At 32.3% G+C, this 16,763-nt stretch carries 18 protein-coding genes and 1 pseudogene; 9 read left to right on the top strand and 10 right to left on the bottom strand.

What is annotated here, in order from left to right; genetic code table 11:
* Window position 1 precedes the first annotated feature (1 nt).
* The gene (locus BLT80_RS08270) at window positions 2-1,480 is read right to left on the bottom strand and encodes a TolC family protein (RefSeq protein WP_092467149.1); all 1,479 of its coding nucleotides are present in this window, start codon (window positions 1,478-1,480) and stop codon (window positions 2-4) included.
* A 249-nt stretch (window positions 1,481-1,729) separates the two neighbouring features.
* Here BLT80_RS08270 and BLT80_RS08275 point away from each other — a divergent pair, with 249 nt between their 5' ends.
* From BLT80_RS08275 to cls, 5 genes are all read left to right on the top strand, one after another.
* Complete coding sequence (locus BLT80_RS08275; protein ID WP_092467150.1) at window positions 1,730-2,395, top strand: patatin-like phospholipase family protein; 666 nt, start codon at window positions 1,730-1,732, stop codon at window positions 2,393-2,395.
* 127 nt (window positions 2,396-2,522) lie between these two features.
* Entirely contained in the window at window positions 2,523-3,581 is a 1,059-nt protein-coding gene (locus tag BLT80_RS08280) for a mechanosensitive ion channel family protein (RefSeq protein WP_092467151.1), read from the top strand.
* A 45-nt stretch (window positions 3,582-3,626) separates the two neighbouring features.
* Window positions 3,627-6,482, top strand: a complete 2,856-nt coding sequence (locus tag BLT80_RS08285; RefSeq protein ID WP_092467152.1) for a PAS domain-containing protein — start codon at window positions 3,627-3,629, stop codon at window positions 6,480-6,482.
* 1 nt (window position 6,483) lies between these two features.
* Window positions 6,484-7,548 carry a response regulator gene (locus BLT80_RS08290; RefSeq protein WP_092467153.1) on the top strand — a complete coding sequence of 355 codons (1,065 nt, stop codon included), beginning with the start codon at window positions 6,484-6,486 and terminating at the stop codon, window positions 7,546-7,548.
* 44 nt (window positions 7,549-7,592) lie between these two features.
* Window positions 7,593-9,035: a cardiolipin synthase gene (cls, locus tag BLT80_RS08295; RefSeq protein ID WP_092467154.1), complete on the top strand. Its 1,443-nt coding sequence runs from the start codon at window positions 7,593-7,595 to the stop codon at window positions 9,033-9,035.
* Window positions 9,036-9,071: 36 nt separating this feature from the next.
* Here cls and BLT80_RS20470 read toward each other — a convergent pair whose 3' ends face one another.
* From BLT80_RS20470 to BLT80_RS08310, 3 genes are read right to left on the bottom strand one after another with little or no spacing between them, the layout of a single operon-like run.
* On the bottom strand, window positions 9,072-9,305 hold the full coding sequence (locus BLT80_RS20470) for a DUF6327 family protein (RefSeq protein WP_092467155.1): 234 nt from the start codon (window positions 9,303-9,305) through the stop codon (window positions 9,072-9,074).
* The gene (locus tag BLT80_RS08305; RefSeq protein WP_092467156.1) at window positions 9,292-9,651 is read right to left on the bottom strand and encodes a hypothetical protein; all 360 of its coding nucleotides are present in this window, start codon (window positions 9,649-9,651) and stop codon (window positions 9,292-9,294) included. Before BLT80_RS08305 ends, BLT80_RS20470 begins: the two co-directional genes overlap by 14 nt.
* Before the next feature lie 2 nt (window positions 9,652-9,653).
* Window positions 9,654-9,986, bottom strand: coding sequence for a YtxH domain-containing protein (locus BLT80_RS08310; protein ID WP_092467157.1), 333 nt, complete (start codon window positions 9,984-9,986; stop codon window positions 9,654-9,656).
* Between the two features lie 405 nt (window positions 9,987-10,391).
* Here BLT80_RS08310 and BLT80_RS08315 point away from each other — a divergent pair, with 405 nt between their 5' ends.
* The 4 genes from BLT80_RS08315 (at window position 10,392) to BLT80_RS08330 (ending at window position 12,450) form a co-directional block, all read left to right on the top strand.
* Window positions 10,392-11,162, top strand: a complete 771-nt coding sequence (locus BLT80_RS08315) for an RNA polymerase sigma factor (RefSeq protein WP_092467158.1) — start codon at window positions 10,392-10,394, stop codon at window positions 11,160-11,162.
* A gap of 34 nt (window positions 11,163-11,196) precedes the next feature.
* Window positions 11,197-11,604 (top strand): hypothetical protein, encoded by a 408-nt coding sequence (locus BLT80_RS08320; protein WP_092467159.1) that lies wholly within the window; start codon window positions 11,197-11,199, stop codon window positions 11,602-11,604.
* Window positions 11,605-11,756: 152 nt separating this feature from the next.
* On the top strand, window positions 11,757-12,056 hold the full coding sequence (trxA, locus tag BLT80_RS08325; RefSeq protein ID WP_092467160.1) for a thioredoxin: 300 nt from the start codon (window positions 11,757-11,759) through the stop codon (window positions 12,054-12,056).
* A 43-nt stretch (window positions 12,057-12,099) separates the two neighbouring features.
* The gene (locus BLT80_RS08330; protein ID WP_092467161.1) at window positions 12,100-12,450 is read left to right on the top strand and encodes a hypothetical protein; all 351 of its coding nucleotides are present in this window, start codon (window positions 12,100-12,102) and stop codon (window positions 12,448-12,450) included.
* 18 nt (window positions 12,451-12,468) lie between these two features.
* Here the strand turns inward: BLT80_RS08330 and BLT80_RS08335 are convergent, their stop codons facing one another.
* The 6 genes and pseudogenes from BLT80_RS08335 to BLT80_RS20045 all read right to left on the bottom strand — a co-directional run bounded on the left by BLT80_RS08335 (window position 12,469) and on the right by BLT80_RS20045 (window position 16,705).
* Entirely contained in the window at window positions 12,469-13,236 is a 768-nt protein-coding gene (locus BLT80_RS08335; RefSeq protein WP_092467162.1) for an exodeoxyribonuclease III, read from the bottom strand.
* Between the two features lie 12 nt (window positions 13,237-13,248).
* Window positions 13,249-13,476, bottom strand: coding sequence for a BON domain-containing protein (locus BLT80_RS08340; RefSeq protein WP_262508026.1), 228 nt, complete (start codon window positions 13,474-13,476; stop codon window positions 13,249-13,251).
* Window positions 13,477-13,482: 6 nt separating this feature from the next.
* Window positions 13,483-13,611, bottom strand: a pseudogene (locus BLT80_RS20385) (BON domain-containing protein); the annotation flags it as partial.
* A gap of 18 nt (window positions 13,612-13,629) precedes the next feature.
* Window positions 13,630-13,905 carry a BON domain-containing protein gene (locus BLT80_RS08345; RefSeq protein WP_092467164.1) on the bottom strand — a complete coding sequence of 92 codons (276 nt, stop codon included), beginning with the start codon at window positions 13,903-13,905 and terminating at the stop codon, window positions 13,630-13,632.
* A gap of 59 nt (window positions 13,906-13,964) precedes the next feature.
* Window positions 13,965-16,493: a cation-translocating P-type ATPase gene (locus BLT80_RS08350; RefSeq protein WP_092467165.1), complete on the bottom strand. Its 2,529-nt coding sequence runs from the start codon at window positions 16,491-16,493 to the stop codon at window positions 13,965-13,967.
* Between the two features lie 68 nt (window positions 16,494-16,561).
* Window positions 16,562-16,705 carry a hypothetical protein gene (locus tag BLT80_RS20045; protein ID WP_175455571.1) on the bottom strand — a complete coding sequence of 48 codons (144 nt, stop codon included), beginning with the start codon at window positions 16,703-16,705 and terminating at the stop codon, window positions 16,562-16,564.
* Between the last annotated feature and the right edge of the window lie 58 nt (window positions 16,706-16,763).

Consider the following 16,763-nt stretch of genomic DNA (forward strand, 5'->3'; position numbering starts at 1 on the left):
ATTATTGGTTACTTATAATTGGTATTATCTTTTCTGGTTGTCCTATTGAAGTATAAAGACTAGCGATGGCTTTGTAATAACCATCTAAAGCAACGAGTTGTTCTATTTTAGATTTTTCGTAGAGTAAAGTAGCGTCTATCACATCAATAGATTTACCTAAACCTTCTTCAAAACGTCTGGTATTAATTCTAAGATTTTCTTTAGCAAGTTTTACAGTTGCTAATTGACTATTGTATAATTCTTGCTGGTTAAGAGTGTTCATATAATTACTCTCAACAAGCAATTTAATTTGTTGTGACGCGTATGCTTTTGCATTTTTCACTTCTTCTTGTAAATGTTTACTCGCTTTTAATTTGTTGACATCCTTAAAGCCGTTAAAAATATTAAGCTGTGCCTGTATGCCTATCATAAATTTCGGTGGAACTATAGGAAGGTCTTCACGAAACATATTATAAGTACCAAATGCGGCGATATTGGGCATAAACTTAGATTTCTCCAGCGCATGAGATTGTGTCGCCATAATCTCTTTTTGATTGATTAATTCTAAAATAGGCTGGTTTGCATTTGCGGCGTTGAGAAGCTCATTAAAATCAAAATACAAATCTTGATAACTGATACTATCCATAACCTTAAAGTCTACAGAATCGGATAAATTCATGGTAGTCCGCAATGCCATTTTAGCCAGTTGTAGTTTGTTCTTGTCATTGTTAAGATCCTTTTCGGCATCGGCAACGGCTACTTGTGCTCTTAATAAAATATGTTTTGGAAGAATTTCTAATTCAATAGCGCGTTCGGTTTGTGCTTTGTGGGTTAACATGCCATCGTAAACTTGCTGACGCGTATTTATAACTTGTTTTAGAAGAATAACTGTTAGGTATCTATCGACGAGCTCATGGGCAATGTCATCTTTAATTTGTTTAAGCTCTATTTCAGAAGTTTCAAGTTCTGCTTTTGCATATTTTTTTGCAGCAATAATTTTTCCACCAGTATAAATTGGTTGAGTGGCCGTTAATACAGCTGTAGGAATTTGTTGATTATCAATGACTAGGTTATAAGCTGGTAATTGCCCTAAGGTATTAACTATGGTGCCATATGCCGCTTCTGGAGTTAAATCTAATCCTAAACTTTCACCATAACTGCCAATAAAAGCAGCACCATACTTTCCTGCTAAATCATCTATAGAACTTTTAACTTGTGAGGTGTTCACTTCCATGTTGTCACTCAGGTATGTGTAGCCTCCTAATAGATTAATAGAAGGTAAAAAATTACCTTTTGCAGCCTTGTCTTCATATGTTTTTTGCTGAACACGCTCGGTATAGCGTTTTATTTTTTCATTATGAGCGTAGCTTATTTCTAAAGCTTCAGACAGGCTTATTTGTCTTTCTTGCCCGTAAATACTAACGCTACAGAGCAATATGAGTATGCTAATAGTAATGTTGTTTACGATGTTTCTTAAAAATATATAAATCCAATTTTTCATTTGTACGAAGAAAGATGAGTAATACAATTTTGATGTAAAATTACAACTCAAGACTAAAACCGAATATGACCAAAGTCAGTCTTTCTTTTGAAATCAGTTTTTAATAAGTAGAGATAATTGCAGAACAAATAAGTTGATTTCGAATAAGAACTCTTCTTTGTTTTAACATTTATTAACGCTTATAAATGATTTATATCATTTAAAAATCAAGGTGTAGCAAATATCTTTGTTAGAACGAAAATAGAGATTATGAAATTAGGGTTAGTGTTATCTGGCGGAGGTGCAAGAGGAGCTGCTCATATTGGTGTCATAAAAGCATTAGAAGAACATGGTATAGTTGCAACCCATGTCGCAGGAACAAGTTCTGGTGCTATTGTTGGTGCATTGTATGCAAATGGTGTGCCTTGGGATGAGATACTCACTTTTTTTAAAACGATAACGCTGTTTCAAACTAATAAGTACGCTTACAATAAACCTGGTTTTTTAGATAGCATTAAATTTTATGACGATCTTAAAAAGTATCTTCCAGATGATGATTTTTCTTCTTTAAAGAAATCTCTTTACATTACAGCAACTGATGTTATAAAAGGAACCTTAAAAATTTTTAGTAAAGGTCAATTGATAAAACCCGTAATCGCATCGGCTTTGTTTCCGGGTGTTTTTACACCTACAGAAATTAATGGTTCGTATTATATAGATGGAGGAACACTTAACAATTTTCCTACCGAACCTTTAACACCTCTCTGTGATAAAATTATTGGAGTCTACGTTAATCCATTAAAAAAAATTAAGGTAAACGATTTGAAGCATTCCTATACGATTGTAGAGCGTGCCTACAAAATTAAGGTGGCGGCTGAGTCTATTAATAAGTTTGGCTTATGTAATTTTGTGATCTCACCAGAAGAACTTAATTAGTATGGAACTTTTGATATGAATAATATAGATGCCATTTTTGACCTAGGCTATACGACAACAAAGTCATTATTAGAAGTGCGAGGAATTACAGAAGGCAATGCAGATTTAAAATAGCTAAATAAGATTTATGGATTCTATAGTATCAAAATTGCATTTATCTGATCTCTGGTTAAAAACGATGCTTACAATTTTAGTATTCATAGGAATTGGTCTTTTTGTTCAGTGGATTATTTTTTTAGTTTTAAAAGTCATAAATAAAAAAAGACCAACAGTCTTAAAAATACAAATTTTAAACCTTCTTAAAACACCGTCTAAATTTTTAATCCCGCTTTTATTTATTTATGGTTCAATAGGATTATTAGACCTAACTGAATTTTGGAAAAAGGCTATTGAGATACTAATCATCCTAAGTTTTACTTGGAATTTAATTGCGTTTTTACAAGCACTTGAAGTGGTTGTAAAAACTAAATTTGAGATAGAAGGGAATCATAAAGCCAAAGAACGTAAAGTACTCACACAGTTGCGGTTTTTAAAAAGTCTTGCTTTTATAATTATTATAACCCTTGCCATTGCTTCTATACTGTGGAATATTCCAAGTGTTAGAAAAGTAGGGACTACAATTTTAACATCCGCTGGTGTTATAGGGATTATTGTAGGTGTTGCGGCTCAAAAATCTATAGCAAATCTTATTACCGGTTTTCAAATTGCGTTTACACAGCCTATTAAGATTGATGATGAAGTTGAAATAGAAGGTGAGTTTGGTGTTGTTGAAGATATTACCTTAACGTATGTTATTATTAAAATATGGGATTGGCGCAGATTGGTACTACCTTTAAGTTATTTTAATGATAAGCCATTTGTCAATTGGACATTTAACTCTAAAGACATTATAGGAGCTGTTTTTTTATATGTTGATTATACATTTCCTGTAGAGGAATTAAGAAAAGAATTTAAAACCATTTTAAGTAACCATCCTAAATGGGATAATAATATTGCGAAATTATTAGTAACCAAAACGGATCAAAAAACAATGGAACTTAGAGCGACTTTTAGTGCAAAAGATTCTTCAGATATTTGGGATTTACGTTGTGACATAAGAGAAAAATTAATATCGTTTATTCAAGAGAATTACCAAGATTGTTTGCCTAGTGTAAGACTCAATAATGATTTAAGAACAAAATTGTAAAGTTAGTTTAAGTGAAATAAAAATTGATTTTCAAGACGACATCAAATGAATGATAAATTAGAAGAGATAGCCTTATTACAAAGTATTGCTCACATAGGTAGTTGGAATTGGAATCTACAAACGGGTGTTACAAATTGGTCTGATGAGTTTTATCGAATTCTAGGACTTAACGCCGGAGATAAGCGATTAACTAAAAACACATTTATCAATTTTATTCATCCAGATGATAGGGAAAAGATTACTAAAATTAGAGATGCTGCAATACAAACCAAACAGTCTTATAGTTACGAAGCACGAATTCTTAGATTAGACGGCACTGTAAAATATGTTTCTGCTAGAGGGAAATTTAGCACTAGTGATGATGGTTTACCAATGTGCTTTTTGGGTACCATACAAGATATTTCAGAGTTTAAAAAGACAGAAGAAAAATTATTGAATTCTAAAATACGGAATAAAGCGATTCTAAAAGCTTTACCAGATATTATATATGTATTTAATAGTGATGGCATTTATGTAGAAGTACAAGCCGAAGATTTTTTTCTTACAGATCTGTCGCGTCATGAGTTGATTGGTAAACATATTAATGAGGTTTTACCAAAAGATTTTTCGATACAAATATTATCAGCTTTTAAGCGTGCTGAAACGTCAAAGGAAATCCAAATTATAAATTATTCATTATTTACTAATAAGCAATTAAAGCATATTGAAGCGCGTGTAGTTGTTAAAGAAAATGCAAACTTTTTAACGATTATTAGAGATATCACTAGTACTAAAAATAATGAATTACGAGTAAAAGAAAGCGAAGAGCGTTTTCGTTTATCCATGCTGGCAACGCACGATGGGTTTTATGACTTTAATCCAGAAACCAATAAAGGCTGGTATAGTCAGAAATATAAAGATTTATTTAAACCTACAAATGAGCCCGATTGGTGGGAAAGTCACATTCATCCCAATGATAAAGATGCCGTTTTTAAAACGGTAGGATTAGCGCTTAATAGCAATACTAAATATTGGACAGCAGAATATAGATTCATCCATAACGATTTGTCATGGTCTTATGTTAAAGATCGCGGTTATATTGTTAGAAATGAGCAAGGAATAGCAACTCGGGTTTTAGGAGCTGTATCGGATATTACTAAACAGAAAAAAGAAGAAATTCTTAAAGAGAAGGTTAATGGTATTCTAGAAATGATAACCCTAGATAAACCTATAGAAGTCATAGGACATCGTATTGTAAAGACAATTGAAAATCATATTGATAATTGCATTGCTTCTATATTCGTCTTAAATGAGGATTATAAAACCTTGCATAAATTGGCAGCTTTAAATTTGCCAGAGAATTTTTGCGACAGTTTTGAGGGCGTCTTAATTGGAGATAATGTTGGTGCTTGTGGTACAGCCGCATTTGAAAAAAATAAAGTCATCGTTTCAGATATCTCTAATGATCCACGTTGGGAAAAGTATAAAACATTAGGCTTAGCGCATGGTTTAAATTCCTGTTGGTCTTTTCCTATTTTGTCATCTTCAGATCGCGTATTGGGAACATTTTCGGTGTATTGTAAAACGAAACGCGTGCCCACTAAATCTGAAAATGAAAGTATAACAGATATGATTCAACTGGCTAGTGTTGCCCTAGAACAGCATAATGATAAAATAAAGTTAGAAGCCAATAAAAGGGAACTAAAAAAATATGCCGAAAGTTTAGAGGCCAAAGTAGAAGAGCGCACCCACGAATTAAAAGCAACAGTACAACAGCTGGTAGAGAGTAATATAAACCTCGAGGATCAAATTCTTATAACTAAATTGGCAGAAAATAAAACATTAGAAAGTCAACTGATGTTTTCTACTATTGCAAAGAATTTCCCTAAAGGTTTTGTCGCTGTTTTCGATTCAAATTTTACTATAGCTTTTATTGAAGGTGAAGAATTGGATGTTTTGGGAATTAGAAATTTTGCCAAAGGAAGCACTATCGATGAGATTAAGGAGTTTCCTAAAGATGTTAGAGATAAAGTAAAATCAAAAATTAAAAACACATTTAAAGGGGAACATTGTTCTTTTGAAATAGAGTTTGAATGCCGAGCGTATTTAATTAACACCACTCCGTTATTTAATAAGGATAAACATATTCAGCAAGTCTTATTGGTGCACAATAATATTTCTGACCAAAAAGAAGTAGAACAGAATATTCAAAATGCATTAAAAAAAGAACAAGAATTAAATCAACTGAAATCTCAATTTATTTCTACAGCATCACATGAATTTAGGACTCCTTTAAGTGTTATTTTATCGTCTTCAATTTTAATAGAAAAATTAAATACGGTCGGAAAAGAAGAAAAACGCTTAAAACATGTCGATAAAATAAAAGTCAATGTTAGAAATTTAGTAGGTATTCTTAATGATTTTCTGTCGCTAGGAAAATTAGAAGAGGGAAAAGTTGCTAGTCAACCCGAGTTTTTTGATATGCTCAGTTTTTCTAATTCTATAATTCAAGATATTAATTTAAATAAGAAAAAAGGGCAACAGATTAGATTAATAAAAGAGGTCCCAGAACTGAAAGTGTATTTAGATCCTAAATTAATGCGCCATATTTTATTCAATTTATTATCTAATGCTGTTAAGTATTCCCCCGAAAATACAGACATATCTCTTATTATAAATAGCGATAATACAGATGTCAGTTTAGAAATTTTGGATGAAGGGATAGGGATTCCGGAATCTGAACATAATAATATATTTCACCGCTTTTTTAGAGCTTCAAATGCCACGGATATTCAAGGTACAGGCTTAGGATTAAATATTGTAAAACAATACACTGAATTAATGGATGGGGTCATCCATTTTAAAAGTGAACTCAATAAAGGAACTTCCTTTAAAATAAAACTTCCATTAAATAATACGTAAAATGAAAACGATACTCATTATTGAAGATAATCAGGATGTAAGAGAAAATACAGCTGAAATTTTAGAACTCGCAAATTATGATATCCAAACAGCTGAGGATGGTATTATTGGTGTAAAAAAAGCAAGACAATATAAACCAGACATTATTTTATGCGATATAATGATGCCTAAATTAGATGGTTATGGTGTTTTAGAAACATTAAGTTTAGATAAGAGCACAAGAGGTATCCCTTTTATATTTTTAACAGCTAAAACGGAGAAAAGAGATGTTAGAAAAGGAATGAATTTAGGTGCGGATGATTACTTAACCAAACCTTTTGAGGAAGATGAATTGTTAGATGCTATACATAGTCGTTTAAAGAAAATTAGTTTCTTTAAAAAAGAATTTTCAAAAGATGTTGAAGGTTTAAATCAGTTTTTAGAGGAAGCATCAAGCTACATCGATATTGAGAGTCTGTCTAAAGATTTTGAAGGTAAAACCTATAGGGTTAAAGACCATATTTTTAGAGAAGGTTCTGCTGCAAACACCTTGTTTTTTATAGAACGAGGAACCATCAAAACCTATAGAACAACGGAGTCTGGAAAAGAGTTTGTCACCGGTTTATATAAGGCAGGTGATTTTATTGGCCAATTAGCACTAGTTACAAATAAGGGCACGTATGCAGAATCTGCAATGGTGATTGATGAAGCAGAAGTTCATGGAATACCAAAATCTAATTTTATTGCACTTCTACATGAAAATCAAGACGTTTCTGAGAAGTTCATTCAGATGATTTCGAATAACTTAATTGAGATGCAAGAGCAATTAGTGAATATGGCATTTTCTTCGGTGAGACAAAAGGTAGCAAAAGCATTATTAGATATAGATAATAAGGGGATTTTAACTAATAAAGACGATGAGTCTATTGGGATCGCAAGAGAAGATTTTGCTGGTATAATTGGTACCGCTACAGAGACAGCAATTAGAATGTTAACAGAATTTAAAGAGGAAGGTATTATTTCTATCGGAGCTGGTAGACGAATTCATATTGAAAATAAAAGAAGTTTAGAACAGATTGTTAATTAGTGGTAAAGCTGCTCTAGGAAAATGAGTTAATATCTTAATGTATTATGACTGCTACACTTGTCACTATTTTATATTTTTTGTTTGCGATTGCTATAATTGTGAGGCTCTTGTTATATGGTGTTCGTCCTACTAAAACATTAGCATGGTTGTTAGCCATTTTTACGATTCCTATCGGTGGAATGCTGTTCTATTTTATGCTCGGTCGTAATAGGAAAATCAATAAATTTTATAAGCTAAAAAAGACGAAAGAAATCTCAGATTATCTCTCTAAGGTTGATAATTATTACAATGCTATAGAAGATAGTCCTCTAATCATCCCAAAATCAGTAAAAAAACATATTAAGCTAGCAAGGCTCATTGCTAAAAGTGCTAAATTTTTGCCAAGTGAAGGGAATAAATTGACGCCATTAAAAGAAGGACCTTCAACATTCGAGGCTATTTTTAAGGCTATAGAAAATGCAACACATTTTATTCATCTTCAGTATTATATTTATGAAGATGGAGACATCGCTGAACACTTTTTAACGGTATTAGAGAAAAAAATAAAGGAAGGTGTTGAGGTCCGTTTTATTTATGATGGTCTAGGAAGTAGAGCGCTGAGTAAACGATATATAAAAGCACTTAAGCGAATCGGTGTTGAGGTCTATCCATTTTTACCCATACGCTTTGGTAAATTATTAGCATCTGTTAATTATCGTAATCATAGAAAAATAGTGATAGTTGATGGCATGGTCGCTTTTATCGGAGGTATAAATATATCCGATAAATACATTAAAGGAGATGGGGTTTTGGGGATGTGGCACGATTTGCATTTAGAATTAAGAGGATCCATAGTAAATAGTCTACAAGTTGTGTTTGCAAAGGATTGGAGTTTTGCAAGTGGACAAGAAGATTTATTAAAAACGCTTTATTTTTCAGAGCATTCCATAGCACCAGGAAAATCTACGGTGCAAGCTATTGAAAGTGGTCCAGATTCAGATTTTTCGTCGATACATCAACTTTATTTATCCATAATAAATAGCTCTGAAAAGTATGTTTATATCACTAATCCTTATATAATTCCAGGCGAAGCTTTAATGAAAGCCTTGCAAATTGCAGCTTTAAGTGGAGTGGATGTTCGGTTATTATTATCGGCAAAATCAGATAACGCTTTAGTAAAATATACCGTACAGTCCTATTTTGAAGATTTTATGGAAGCTGGTGTGAAAATTTATCAATATCCAGATGGGTTTTTACATAGTAAAGTAATTATATCCGATGACGAGTTAACCACAATCGGAACAGCAAATTTAGATATTAGGAGTTTCGAACAAAACTATGAAGTCAATGTTGTGGTCTATGAAAAAGAAATCACGGAAGAATTGAAAAAGGACTTTTTTAAACACTGCGAAATAAGTACACAAATTAGTTATAAAGACTTCATTAAGAGATCTAAGATTGAACGTTTAAAGGAAGGTTTTGCTAAGGTGTTTAGTCCTGTATTGTAATCGTTAAGGTATAAGATTAAGACTAATAAAAGAGGACTAAATCGTCTCTTTTATTAGTCTTAATTTTTTCAACACTGTTTGGGTTAAAAATGTTAAAAGCTGATCCTGTAGTATGCTTTTAAATTCAAGCTTCAAATTATTAGCATTAAAACTAGCTTTAGAATTTTTTAAATTCAGTTTTATACGTTCCTTATAAATCTGTTTTTGAAGACTTAAAATCTGTAACTGATCGTCTATGTCTTCAAATGAATTATATTTATTTGGTTTCATCTTCTGTAAAATAATAGTTCGAAAATTTTCTTATTAGTGGACTGTTTAGTTTATTTCTAAAGACATAGACAAGCATTACCACCAACACATAAAATAAACCTACAATTAAAAAGCCATAAAATGTATCTTGTAAAACTTGAGATAACTTAAAAGCTATTGCAAAGGACACGATTAGTAATGTTATACATGTTAAAGCACCTATGATTAGTGTTTTAGTAATAAACGTAATGCTTATCATAAGTGCCTTAAAACTTCTTAGCTTAACGTAATCTTCACTGCTATTAATATAACCATGAATGTTTACATCAGTTTCTAATACGTTTTCTTTTAATTTCTCAAAAGCCATAATTAGTTTTTTTGAGCGTCTGCATTTTTGTGTTTCAGTTCTTCTAACTTATGTTCTAAACTTGAAATAATGTCTTCAGCTTTTCCACTCATATGAGAAATGGTGTCATCTAATTTTTGTTCAAATTCATGCTTTTTATCATTTACAGTCTTAGTAAGATCTGCTTTGGCATGAGACACTCGTTCTGAAATTTCGTGTTTAGTTTCTTCAGCTTTTTGTTTAATTTTTTTTCTGGTTTTTGTGCCTTTATCAGGGGCATATAAAATTCCAATTCCTGCTCCTATTGCAGCTCCAGTCAATAAAGCTAATAGTGTATTTCCGCTATTGTTGTTCATGATGTTATGATTTTAGTACCTGCTAAAAAACAGGTGGGTTAATAAATCTATTTCTATGACACAAAATTATATCATAATGTCCTCGTTAAAAATGATCTGGGTCATTCAGATGAAGATTTATTAAACTTTATAATAGACTGTATTCCGGAATAAAGATTCTAAACCCTTTTGCGACTGTAAATCTCAATTGTGAATAAGGATTTCTTAGATTTTAATTCAATAATACAAATAGTTCTAATATGATTTTAATTTTTAACTATTTGAAAATGAGTAGTGTTGGCGCGAATAGTTTTAATATGAATTTTTGAAAAACACCGATTTTTAAATGTCTTGAATGATCCAGGTCATTTTTTTATAGACATCATATTTGCACTTTTACATTGTAAAACGATAAAGCAAAAAGTAATGAAAACTCAAACCACATATTACCAAGAACAAAAATCGTATCGTATAGAGGTTAATAACTCTTATCCTGAACTTATGCGATTAAAAAAAGAAGACGATTCAGCTTCATTTAATGCATTACTGCTAAAGATTATACCTCAAGTAGAAAAATATATTAACGGACGATTAAATACCGCGATTAAAAAAGGAAACTTCTCAAAAGGAAAATATAAAGCCGACGAGTTTATAGATCAACTGTTTATTGAAGTTTACAATAATATTGAAGAGGTTAAAAAACAAGATGATTTCTATCTATGGTTATTTAAGAAAACAAATGAGTTGTTAGAAGATATTATTGTAGAAGAAGAGTTTGATGAGTTTTTTTTCAAAAACATTGATGATTATACCAAACCAGAATGGGATGCCATGGAGGAAAACTTTAGTACAGATGGTGGTGGAGATTATGTGATGATTGAAGACTTAGAAGACCGATCTTATAATCATAATGATTATACGCTAAATCACGTGTTTATTGAAGATGATGAGAAAAAGCTAACCGAAAAAATTGATAAAGATTTAAGTGAAGAGCAAATTAAAAATCATATTGAATTGGTGTTACACAATTTACCTTTACCAATGCGATCTGTTTTTGAATTGTCTACCCAATGGCATTTTGAATTAGAAGAGATTGCAAAGATTCAAAATATAGCGATTGAAGAGGTTAAAGAACTTTTAAAATCGGCTAAAAAGGCGCTTCAAGTGAGTCTGTTTAATAGATATGTTACGAATTAGAAAATAGAAAACGTTTAATTAAAAATAATGAATTATGAATGCAACAATTTCAAACCCGAAAGCAGATTTACTATTGGGTGCAGGACTCAATGTCTTACACTTTGAAAGTGGTGAATGGATTGAGACTTTAAAACTATGGAAAGATGAAGTCCGATTTTTTGAAAATTTATTAAAGAGAAAAGAGCCCATAGATAAAGACAAGCAAGAGTTTTCAGTGATGTTGAAGACTTTGGATAAAATTCACAATAACCTTTTTAATGATTTTGAAGAAGAGATTATGGCTCACGAACGCGTGCTATCTCAATTAGAATTAAGTAAAACAGGCTTGTCTGATGGAGAATACAGAGATGTTCATCGTCGCCTTTCAGCAAGAATGGAGACCTTTAAAAAAGATTTTACACAATTTAAAAGCATTGTATTTAATTATGCAAAGCATTTATAAGTGAGTTAATAAACGTGAATTGCTTTCTGTTTAGTGGTAGTAATTCTAAGGTTTATTCATATAAAAGTCTTAATAAATGAAAACTCGTTAGTGGTTGCCAACAGAATCATCCATTGGCTATTTTAAGACATTAATTAAATACACACAAAGAGATGAAAGGAGATTTTAATGCTTTAATAAATGGCGATAAACCGGTATTAGTAGATTTTCATGCGGAATGGTGTGGTCCTTGTAAAGCACAGGGACCAATTATAAGCGATTTAGCGAAAGCCGTGGGTGGCAAAGTACGAATCATCAAAATAGATATCGATAAAAACCAAGCTGTAGCACAACGTTATCAAGTTAGAGGTGTACCAACATTGGCTTTATTTAAAGCCGGACAGATTGTTTGGAGACAGTCTGGAGTGCAGTCAAAATCTCAACTTATGACTGTAATTAATCAAAATACATAATGGAATTAAACAGTAGACATACAAACATTAAATAGCATTTATTATGGATATTATACTTTATAAAAAGGACTATAACTTGGCAGATTCTATAGATAATTTTTTAGATTTTTATTATGGGATTCACATGACTTATCTTGCCAGTGATTTATTAAAGAAAGGTTTAACACCTAAGCAAATCTCAGAAGCGGTTTTTAAAGCAATCAAAGTAGGGAAATCGTCTGGACTTGTAATTCGTGAACATTTTATGCCATTATTTACCAGATTGGGATCTGATGTAATTAGTGATTGCAAATTATCTAAAATGGGGTATGGTCTGGTGTTGTTAAATGCTAATCCAGATTTGGCGATTGTAGGGAAGTGGCAAGTGAATGTTATGAAAGCAAAATTGAACTAAAAGTATTGTGAGTCTTAATTATAAATCGACTTGGAGCCCAATAGGGCAATGGTCAGATCCATAATATTCTGAAAGGATGGTGGCGGCTTTAATGTGATCTACCAATGCCGTGCTCAGTAAAAAATAATCAATTCTCCAGCCTGTATTGCGTTCTCTAGATTTAAAACGATAACTCCAAAAGGTATAGGCTATGTCATCGGCATGCAGATGTCTAAAGGAATCTGTAAAGCCCGCATCAATTAAGTGCGTCATGCCATCAATTTCAATTTGAGTATATCCAGCTGTTTTATTATAATTTGATTTATCGTTTTTTAAATCAATAGCCTGATGTGCCACATTAAAATCACCACAAATAATAATCGGTTTTTCCTTTTCTAATTGTTTTACATATTTTAAAAAATCAGTATCCCATTGTTTTCTGTAGTCTAAACGTTTTAAGTCTTGTCCAGAATTTGGGGTATAAACATTAACTAAATAAAAATTTAGGTATTCGGCACATTGTACTCTACCTTCTTCATCATGTGCAACAATGCCAATATCATTGTTAATTGCCATAGGCTTTGTTTTAGAAAGTATAGCCGTACCAGAATACCCTTTTTTTTCTGCTGAATTACAATAAATATGATACGTCTCAGATAGTGTGACTAAAGCTTTTTCAACCTCATCATCTTGAGCTTTTGTTTCCTGAAGACAAAGGATGTCCGGATTTAAAGTCTCAATAGTTTCAAAAAAATCTTTTTTAATAATTGCTCTTATGCCATTTACATTCCAAGAAATAATTTGCATTCCATATCCTTTTTAATATTCAACTTCTAATTCATTTTTTACAACATAGACACCTGGTGCATTAAAGGTCACTCTTTCTGCTTGATTTTTTTCTGAAAGAGAGTGTACTTTACCACTTAATATAACTTTGTGGTCATTAATAGCTACAGCGATGTTTTCAGCGTCAATAAACGCAGAACGTTCAAAAGCCTTTTTAATTTTTTGTTGAATATCTTGAGTTTCAATTAGCGGTTGTTTCAATTTAATATTGTTTGTAACGCCTTTTACGCCTTCTAAATATTCAACAGTTCGCTTAGCAGCATCTCTTTGATACGCCCACTCTAACTCGCCCAAAAGGGTAATCCAGCCATTATCTACTTCAACAATGACTTTGTTGTTAGGTACAGAAGCATTTCACTCTAATGCATCTAGTGCAATAGTCGCTATTTTGGTGTCTGATCGCTGATGATCTTTAGGATACCCAATTTTAATGTCTTCGGCTATGGCTTTGACACCTGCAATTTTTTCAACAGTTTTTACAATAGCAATTTTAATGGCATAAGTAAAAACCATTCCTGTTAAGGTGACTACACCATCAGTTACAATGACACCAATTTGAGTTTCATCAATATGAGGTTGCCATTTAAGTTCGTCTAGTATGTCATCTTTAATGTCTAAATCTGTTCTCATGATACTAATTTTTTAAATTAATAGTTATAATATAAGAACAAAGTTGCTTTGGTAAGACGTTAATTGAAATGACCTGTATCAGCTTGATGTTTAGCCTTTTTTCGTGTATTCCACTTTACTGCTTCATACCAAATTACGGCTAAAAACCCAGTGGTCACACTCATCAATACTTGAGGAAGGTTTAAGGTTTCAAACTTAAAGAATTTTGCAAAAGGTGTTATAAATAGCAAAGCACCTGTAATGGTTATAGTGATGCCAATAATCAATGGCACTAGCTTATTTTTATATTTTAAAGTCGTTAAAATTGAGTAATAAAATGATCGGTTAATTAAGGTTAGAAAAATATTAGCCGCAATTAAGGTGGTAAAAACCATACTACGGGTAAGTGCTTCGCTATAGCCTTGCTGTATGGCATATTGATATACCAATAGAACACCTAAGGTTATCATAAGACCTTGTATGATGCTTGTGGTTAATTCTTTTCCGTTAAAAAAGGTAACTGAAAACGGACGCGGTTTTTGAAGCATGCTATTTTTTTCTATCGGTTCATTTTCATAAATGATAGAGCATGTGGGTCCCATTATTAATTCTAAAAATATAATATGTACCGGATAAAAGATATTTGGAAACTCCCATCCTAAGGCTAAAGGAATAAAAACGGTTAAAATAATTGGTATATGAATAGATATAATATACTGAATTGCTTTTTTTAGATTGGCGTAAATGCGTCTGCCCATCGCAATAGCATCTACCATTTTGGATAAATCATCTTCTAACAATATTAGCGATGCTGCTTGTTTTGCAATTTCAGTTCCTTTTTTACCCATAGCAATGCCAATATGGGCTGCTTTTAGAGCCGGACCGTCATTAACGCCATCACCTGTCATGGCTACGATTTCATTGTTGGCTTTTAAGGCATTGATAATTCTTAGTTTCGCCTGCGGGAACATTCGGGTAAAAATGGTGGTGTCTTCTACTTTTTTCTGTAATTCGGCAGTGTTGAGTTCCATTAATTCATCGCCAGACATACTTTTTTCATAATTGTTAAATCCAATTTCTTTGGCAATGGCTTTAGTGGTTAATGCATTATCACCTGTAATAATTTTAACCTTAATTCCCGCTAAACTAAAATCCTCAAGTACAGAAGTTATATTTTTCTTTGGTGGATCATAGAACGCAACAATACCTATAAAACTAAATTGAAAACCTTGCTGTTTTTCTGGATAATTATTACCTTCAAAATGAGTTTCAGCAACACCCAACACACGAAACCCTTGTGCTGTGATGGTTTTAATCGCATTATTTATATGTTCCTCTTCAATCGTTGAGAGGTTTGAAATTGCTATTAAAGCTTCTGGTGCTCCTTTTGCAGCAATGATTCTGTTTCCTTGCTTGTTTTCAAATACATGTGTCATCATTGGTGGTTTTCCTCCTAAAGGATACTCATGTACCATAGAATATTCGGAGCGCTCATCTGTCTCTCTCGTGGTTTTATAAGCCTTATGTAGTGCTATTTCCATAGGATCAAAAGGAATGGGTTCACTAGCCCACATCGCTACTCTAATTAGGTTATGCTCTTCAGCTCCTAGACTATCGTCTATTTTGAAAATGTTATTAGAAGACAACGTATAAAGTCTAGAGAGACTCATTCTATTTTCAGTAAGTGTGCCTGTTTTATCGGTACAAATAACGGTAGCACTACCTAGCGTTTCAACGGTTTTTGTTTGTTTTACAATAACACCCAATTTCATTAATCTCCATGATCCCAAAGCCATAAATGTGGCAAAAGCGACAGGAATTTCTTCAGGTAAAATGCTCATTGCTAGGGTTAAGGCTTTGAGTAAACTGTCTAATACATTATAAGAATGAAAATAGTTAATGGCCCAAACAATTATAAACACAACTGCACCAATAATTGCCATTTTCTTTACAAAGTTGTTTATCTGTAATTCTAGTGGTGTTTTTTCATTTTGTATGTCTTCTAAACTTTTCCCTATTTTTCCTAATTGCGTGTCGTTACCTATAGCAGTAACCGTAACAATAGCCAATCCGCCTGAAATTAAGGTGCCTTGATAGACTTGATGGTCTGCTTTTGTTTTGTCTTTGTAAACAGATAAAGATTCTCCAGTTAGGATGGATTCGTTTACAGAAAAATCATTAGAATGTACAATAATACCATCTGCAGCGACAGTACCTCCTTCTTCAACGATTAAACTATCTCCAACAACTAATAACTCACTTTTTATGTCTTGGGTTTTACCATTTCTAATGACTTTGCATTTGGGCTCTGAAAATGTTTTTAGTTTTTCTAAAGCATTCCGACTTTTGGAATCTTGGTATAAAGAAATCGCTGCGACGAGGACGGTTGCTGAGGTAAGAAAAACACCATCTCCTATATTACCACTAATAAAGTAAATGGAAGAGGCTACCAATAATAAAATAACCATAGGTTCCTTTACCAAACTTATAATGGCGTCTAAAAAGAAACTTTCTTTTTTAGCTTCTAGCTTGTTATAACCGTATTTTGACCGTGCTTTTAATACGTCTTCATCGGTTAACCCTTTTATATTAAAGTTGTTGGTTTGCATTAAATCAGCTTATAGAATCGTCATATTTTTATTAAATATAGTGAATTTATGATGTGTCAAATCTTCAATTAAATGATTAAGCGAACTCCACCTAATTCTTCAATTTTATATGGGAAACGATTACCAGGTGAACCAATGAACATAAAATTGATTGGGATATTCCATTCTTTTGAAAGTTTGGTGATGAGTTCTGGTCCAAAATTGGCATCCAATTCTATGAATTCAATTTTAATTAAGGGATATTCTTGATCTACAACATTGATGTCATTT

The organism is Winogradskyella thalassocola, from assembly GCF_900099995.1.
GTDB classification, from domain to species: domain Bacteria; phylum Bacteroidota; class Bacteroidia; order Flavobacteriales; family Flavobacteriaceae; genus Winogradskyella; species Winogradskyella thalassocola.

Bases quoted from the DNA above. Each gene is read 5' to 3' on its own strand.
- BLT80_RS08310 (WP_092467157.1), bottom strand. From the start codon at position 9,986: ATGAACAACAATAGCGGAAATACACTATTAGCTTTATTGACTGGAGCT.
- trxA (WP_092467160.1), top strand. From the start codon at position 11,757: ATGAAAGGAGATTTTAATGCTTTAATAAATGGCGATAAACCGGTATTA.
- BLT80_RS08320 (WP_092467159.1), top strand. From the start codon at position 11,197: ATGAATGCAACAATTTCAAACCCGAAAGCAGATTTACTATTGGGTGCA.
- BLT80_RS08290 (WP_092467153.1), top strand. From the start codon at position 6,484: ATGAAAACGATACTCATTATTGAAGATAATCAGGATGTAAGAGAAAAT.
- BLT80_RS08350 (WP_092467165.1), bottom strand. From the start codon at position 16,493: ATGCAAACCAACAACTTTAATATAAAAGGGTTAACCGATGAAGACGTA.
- BLT80_RS08275 (WP_092467150.1), top strand. From the start codon at position 1,730: ATGAAATTAGGGTTAGTGTTATCTGGCGGAGGTGCAAGAGGAGCTGCT.
- cls (WP_092467154.1), top strand. From the start codon at position 7,593: ATGACTGCTACACTTGTCACTATTTTATATTTTTTGTTTGCGATTGCT.
- BLT80_RS08285 (WP_092467152.1), top strand. From the start codon at position 3,627: ATGAATGATAAATTAGAAGAGATAGCCTTATTACAAAGTATTGCTCAC.
- BLT80_RS08280 (WP_092467151.1), top strand. From the start codon at position 2,523: ATGGATTCTATAGTATCAAAATTGCATTTATCTGATCTCTGGTTAAAA.
- BLT80_RS08315 (WP_092467158.1), top strand. From the start codon at position 10,392: ATGAAAACTCAAACCACATATTACCAAGAACAAAAATCGTATCGTATA.
- BLT80_RS08335 (WP_092467162.1), bottom strand. From the start codon at position 13,236: ATGCAAATTATTTCTTGGAATGTAAATGGCATAAGAGCAATTATTAAA.
- BLT80_RS08270 (WP_092467149.1), bottom strand. From the start codon at position 1,480: ATGAAAAATTGGATTTATATATTTTTAAGAAACATCGTAAACAACATT.
- BLT80_RS08305 (WP_092467156.1), bottom strand. From the start codon at position 9,651: ATGGCTTTTGAGAAATTAAAAGAAAACGTATTAGAAACTGATGTAAAC.
- BLT80_RS08345 (WP_092467164.1), bottom strand. From the start codon at position 13,905: ATGAGAACAGATTTAGACATTAAAGATGACATACTAGACGAACTTAAA.
- BLT80_RS08330 (WP_092467161.1), top strand. From the start codon at position 12,100: ATGGATATTATACTTTATAAAAAGGACTATAACTTGGCAGATTCTATA.
- BLT80_RS20470 (WP_092467155.1), bottom strand. From the start codon at position 9,305: ATGAAACCAAATAAATATAATTCATTTGAAGACATAGACGATCAGTTA.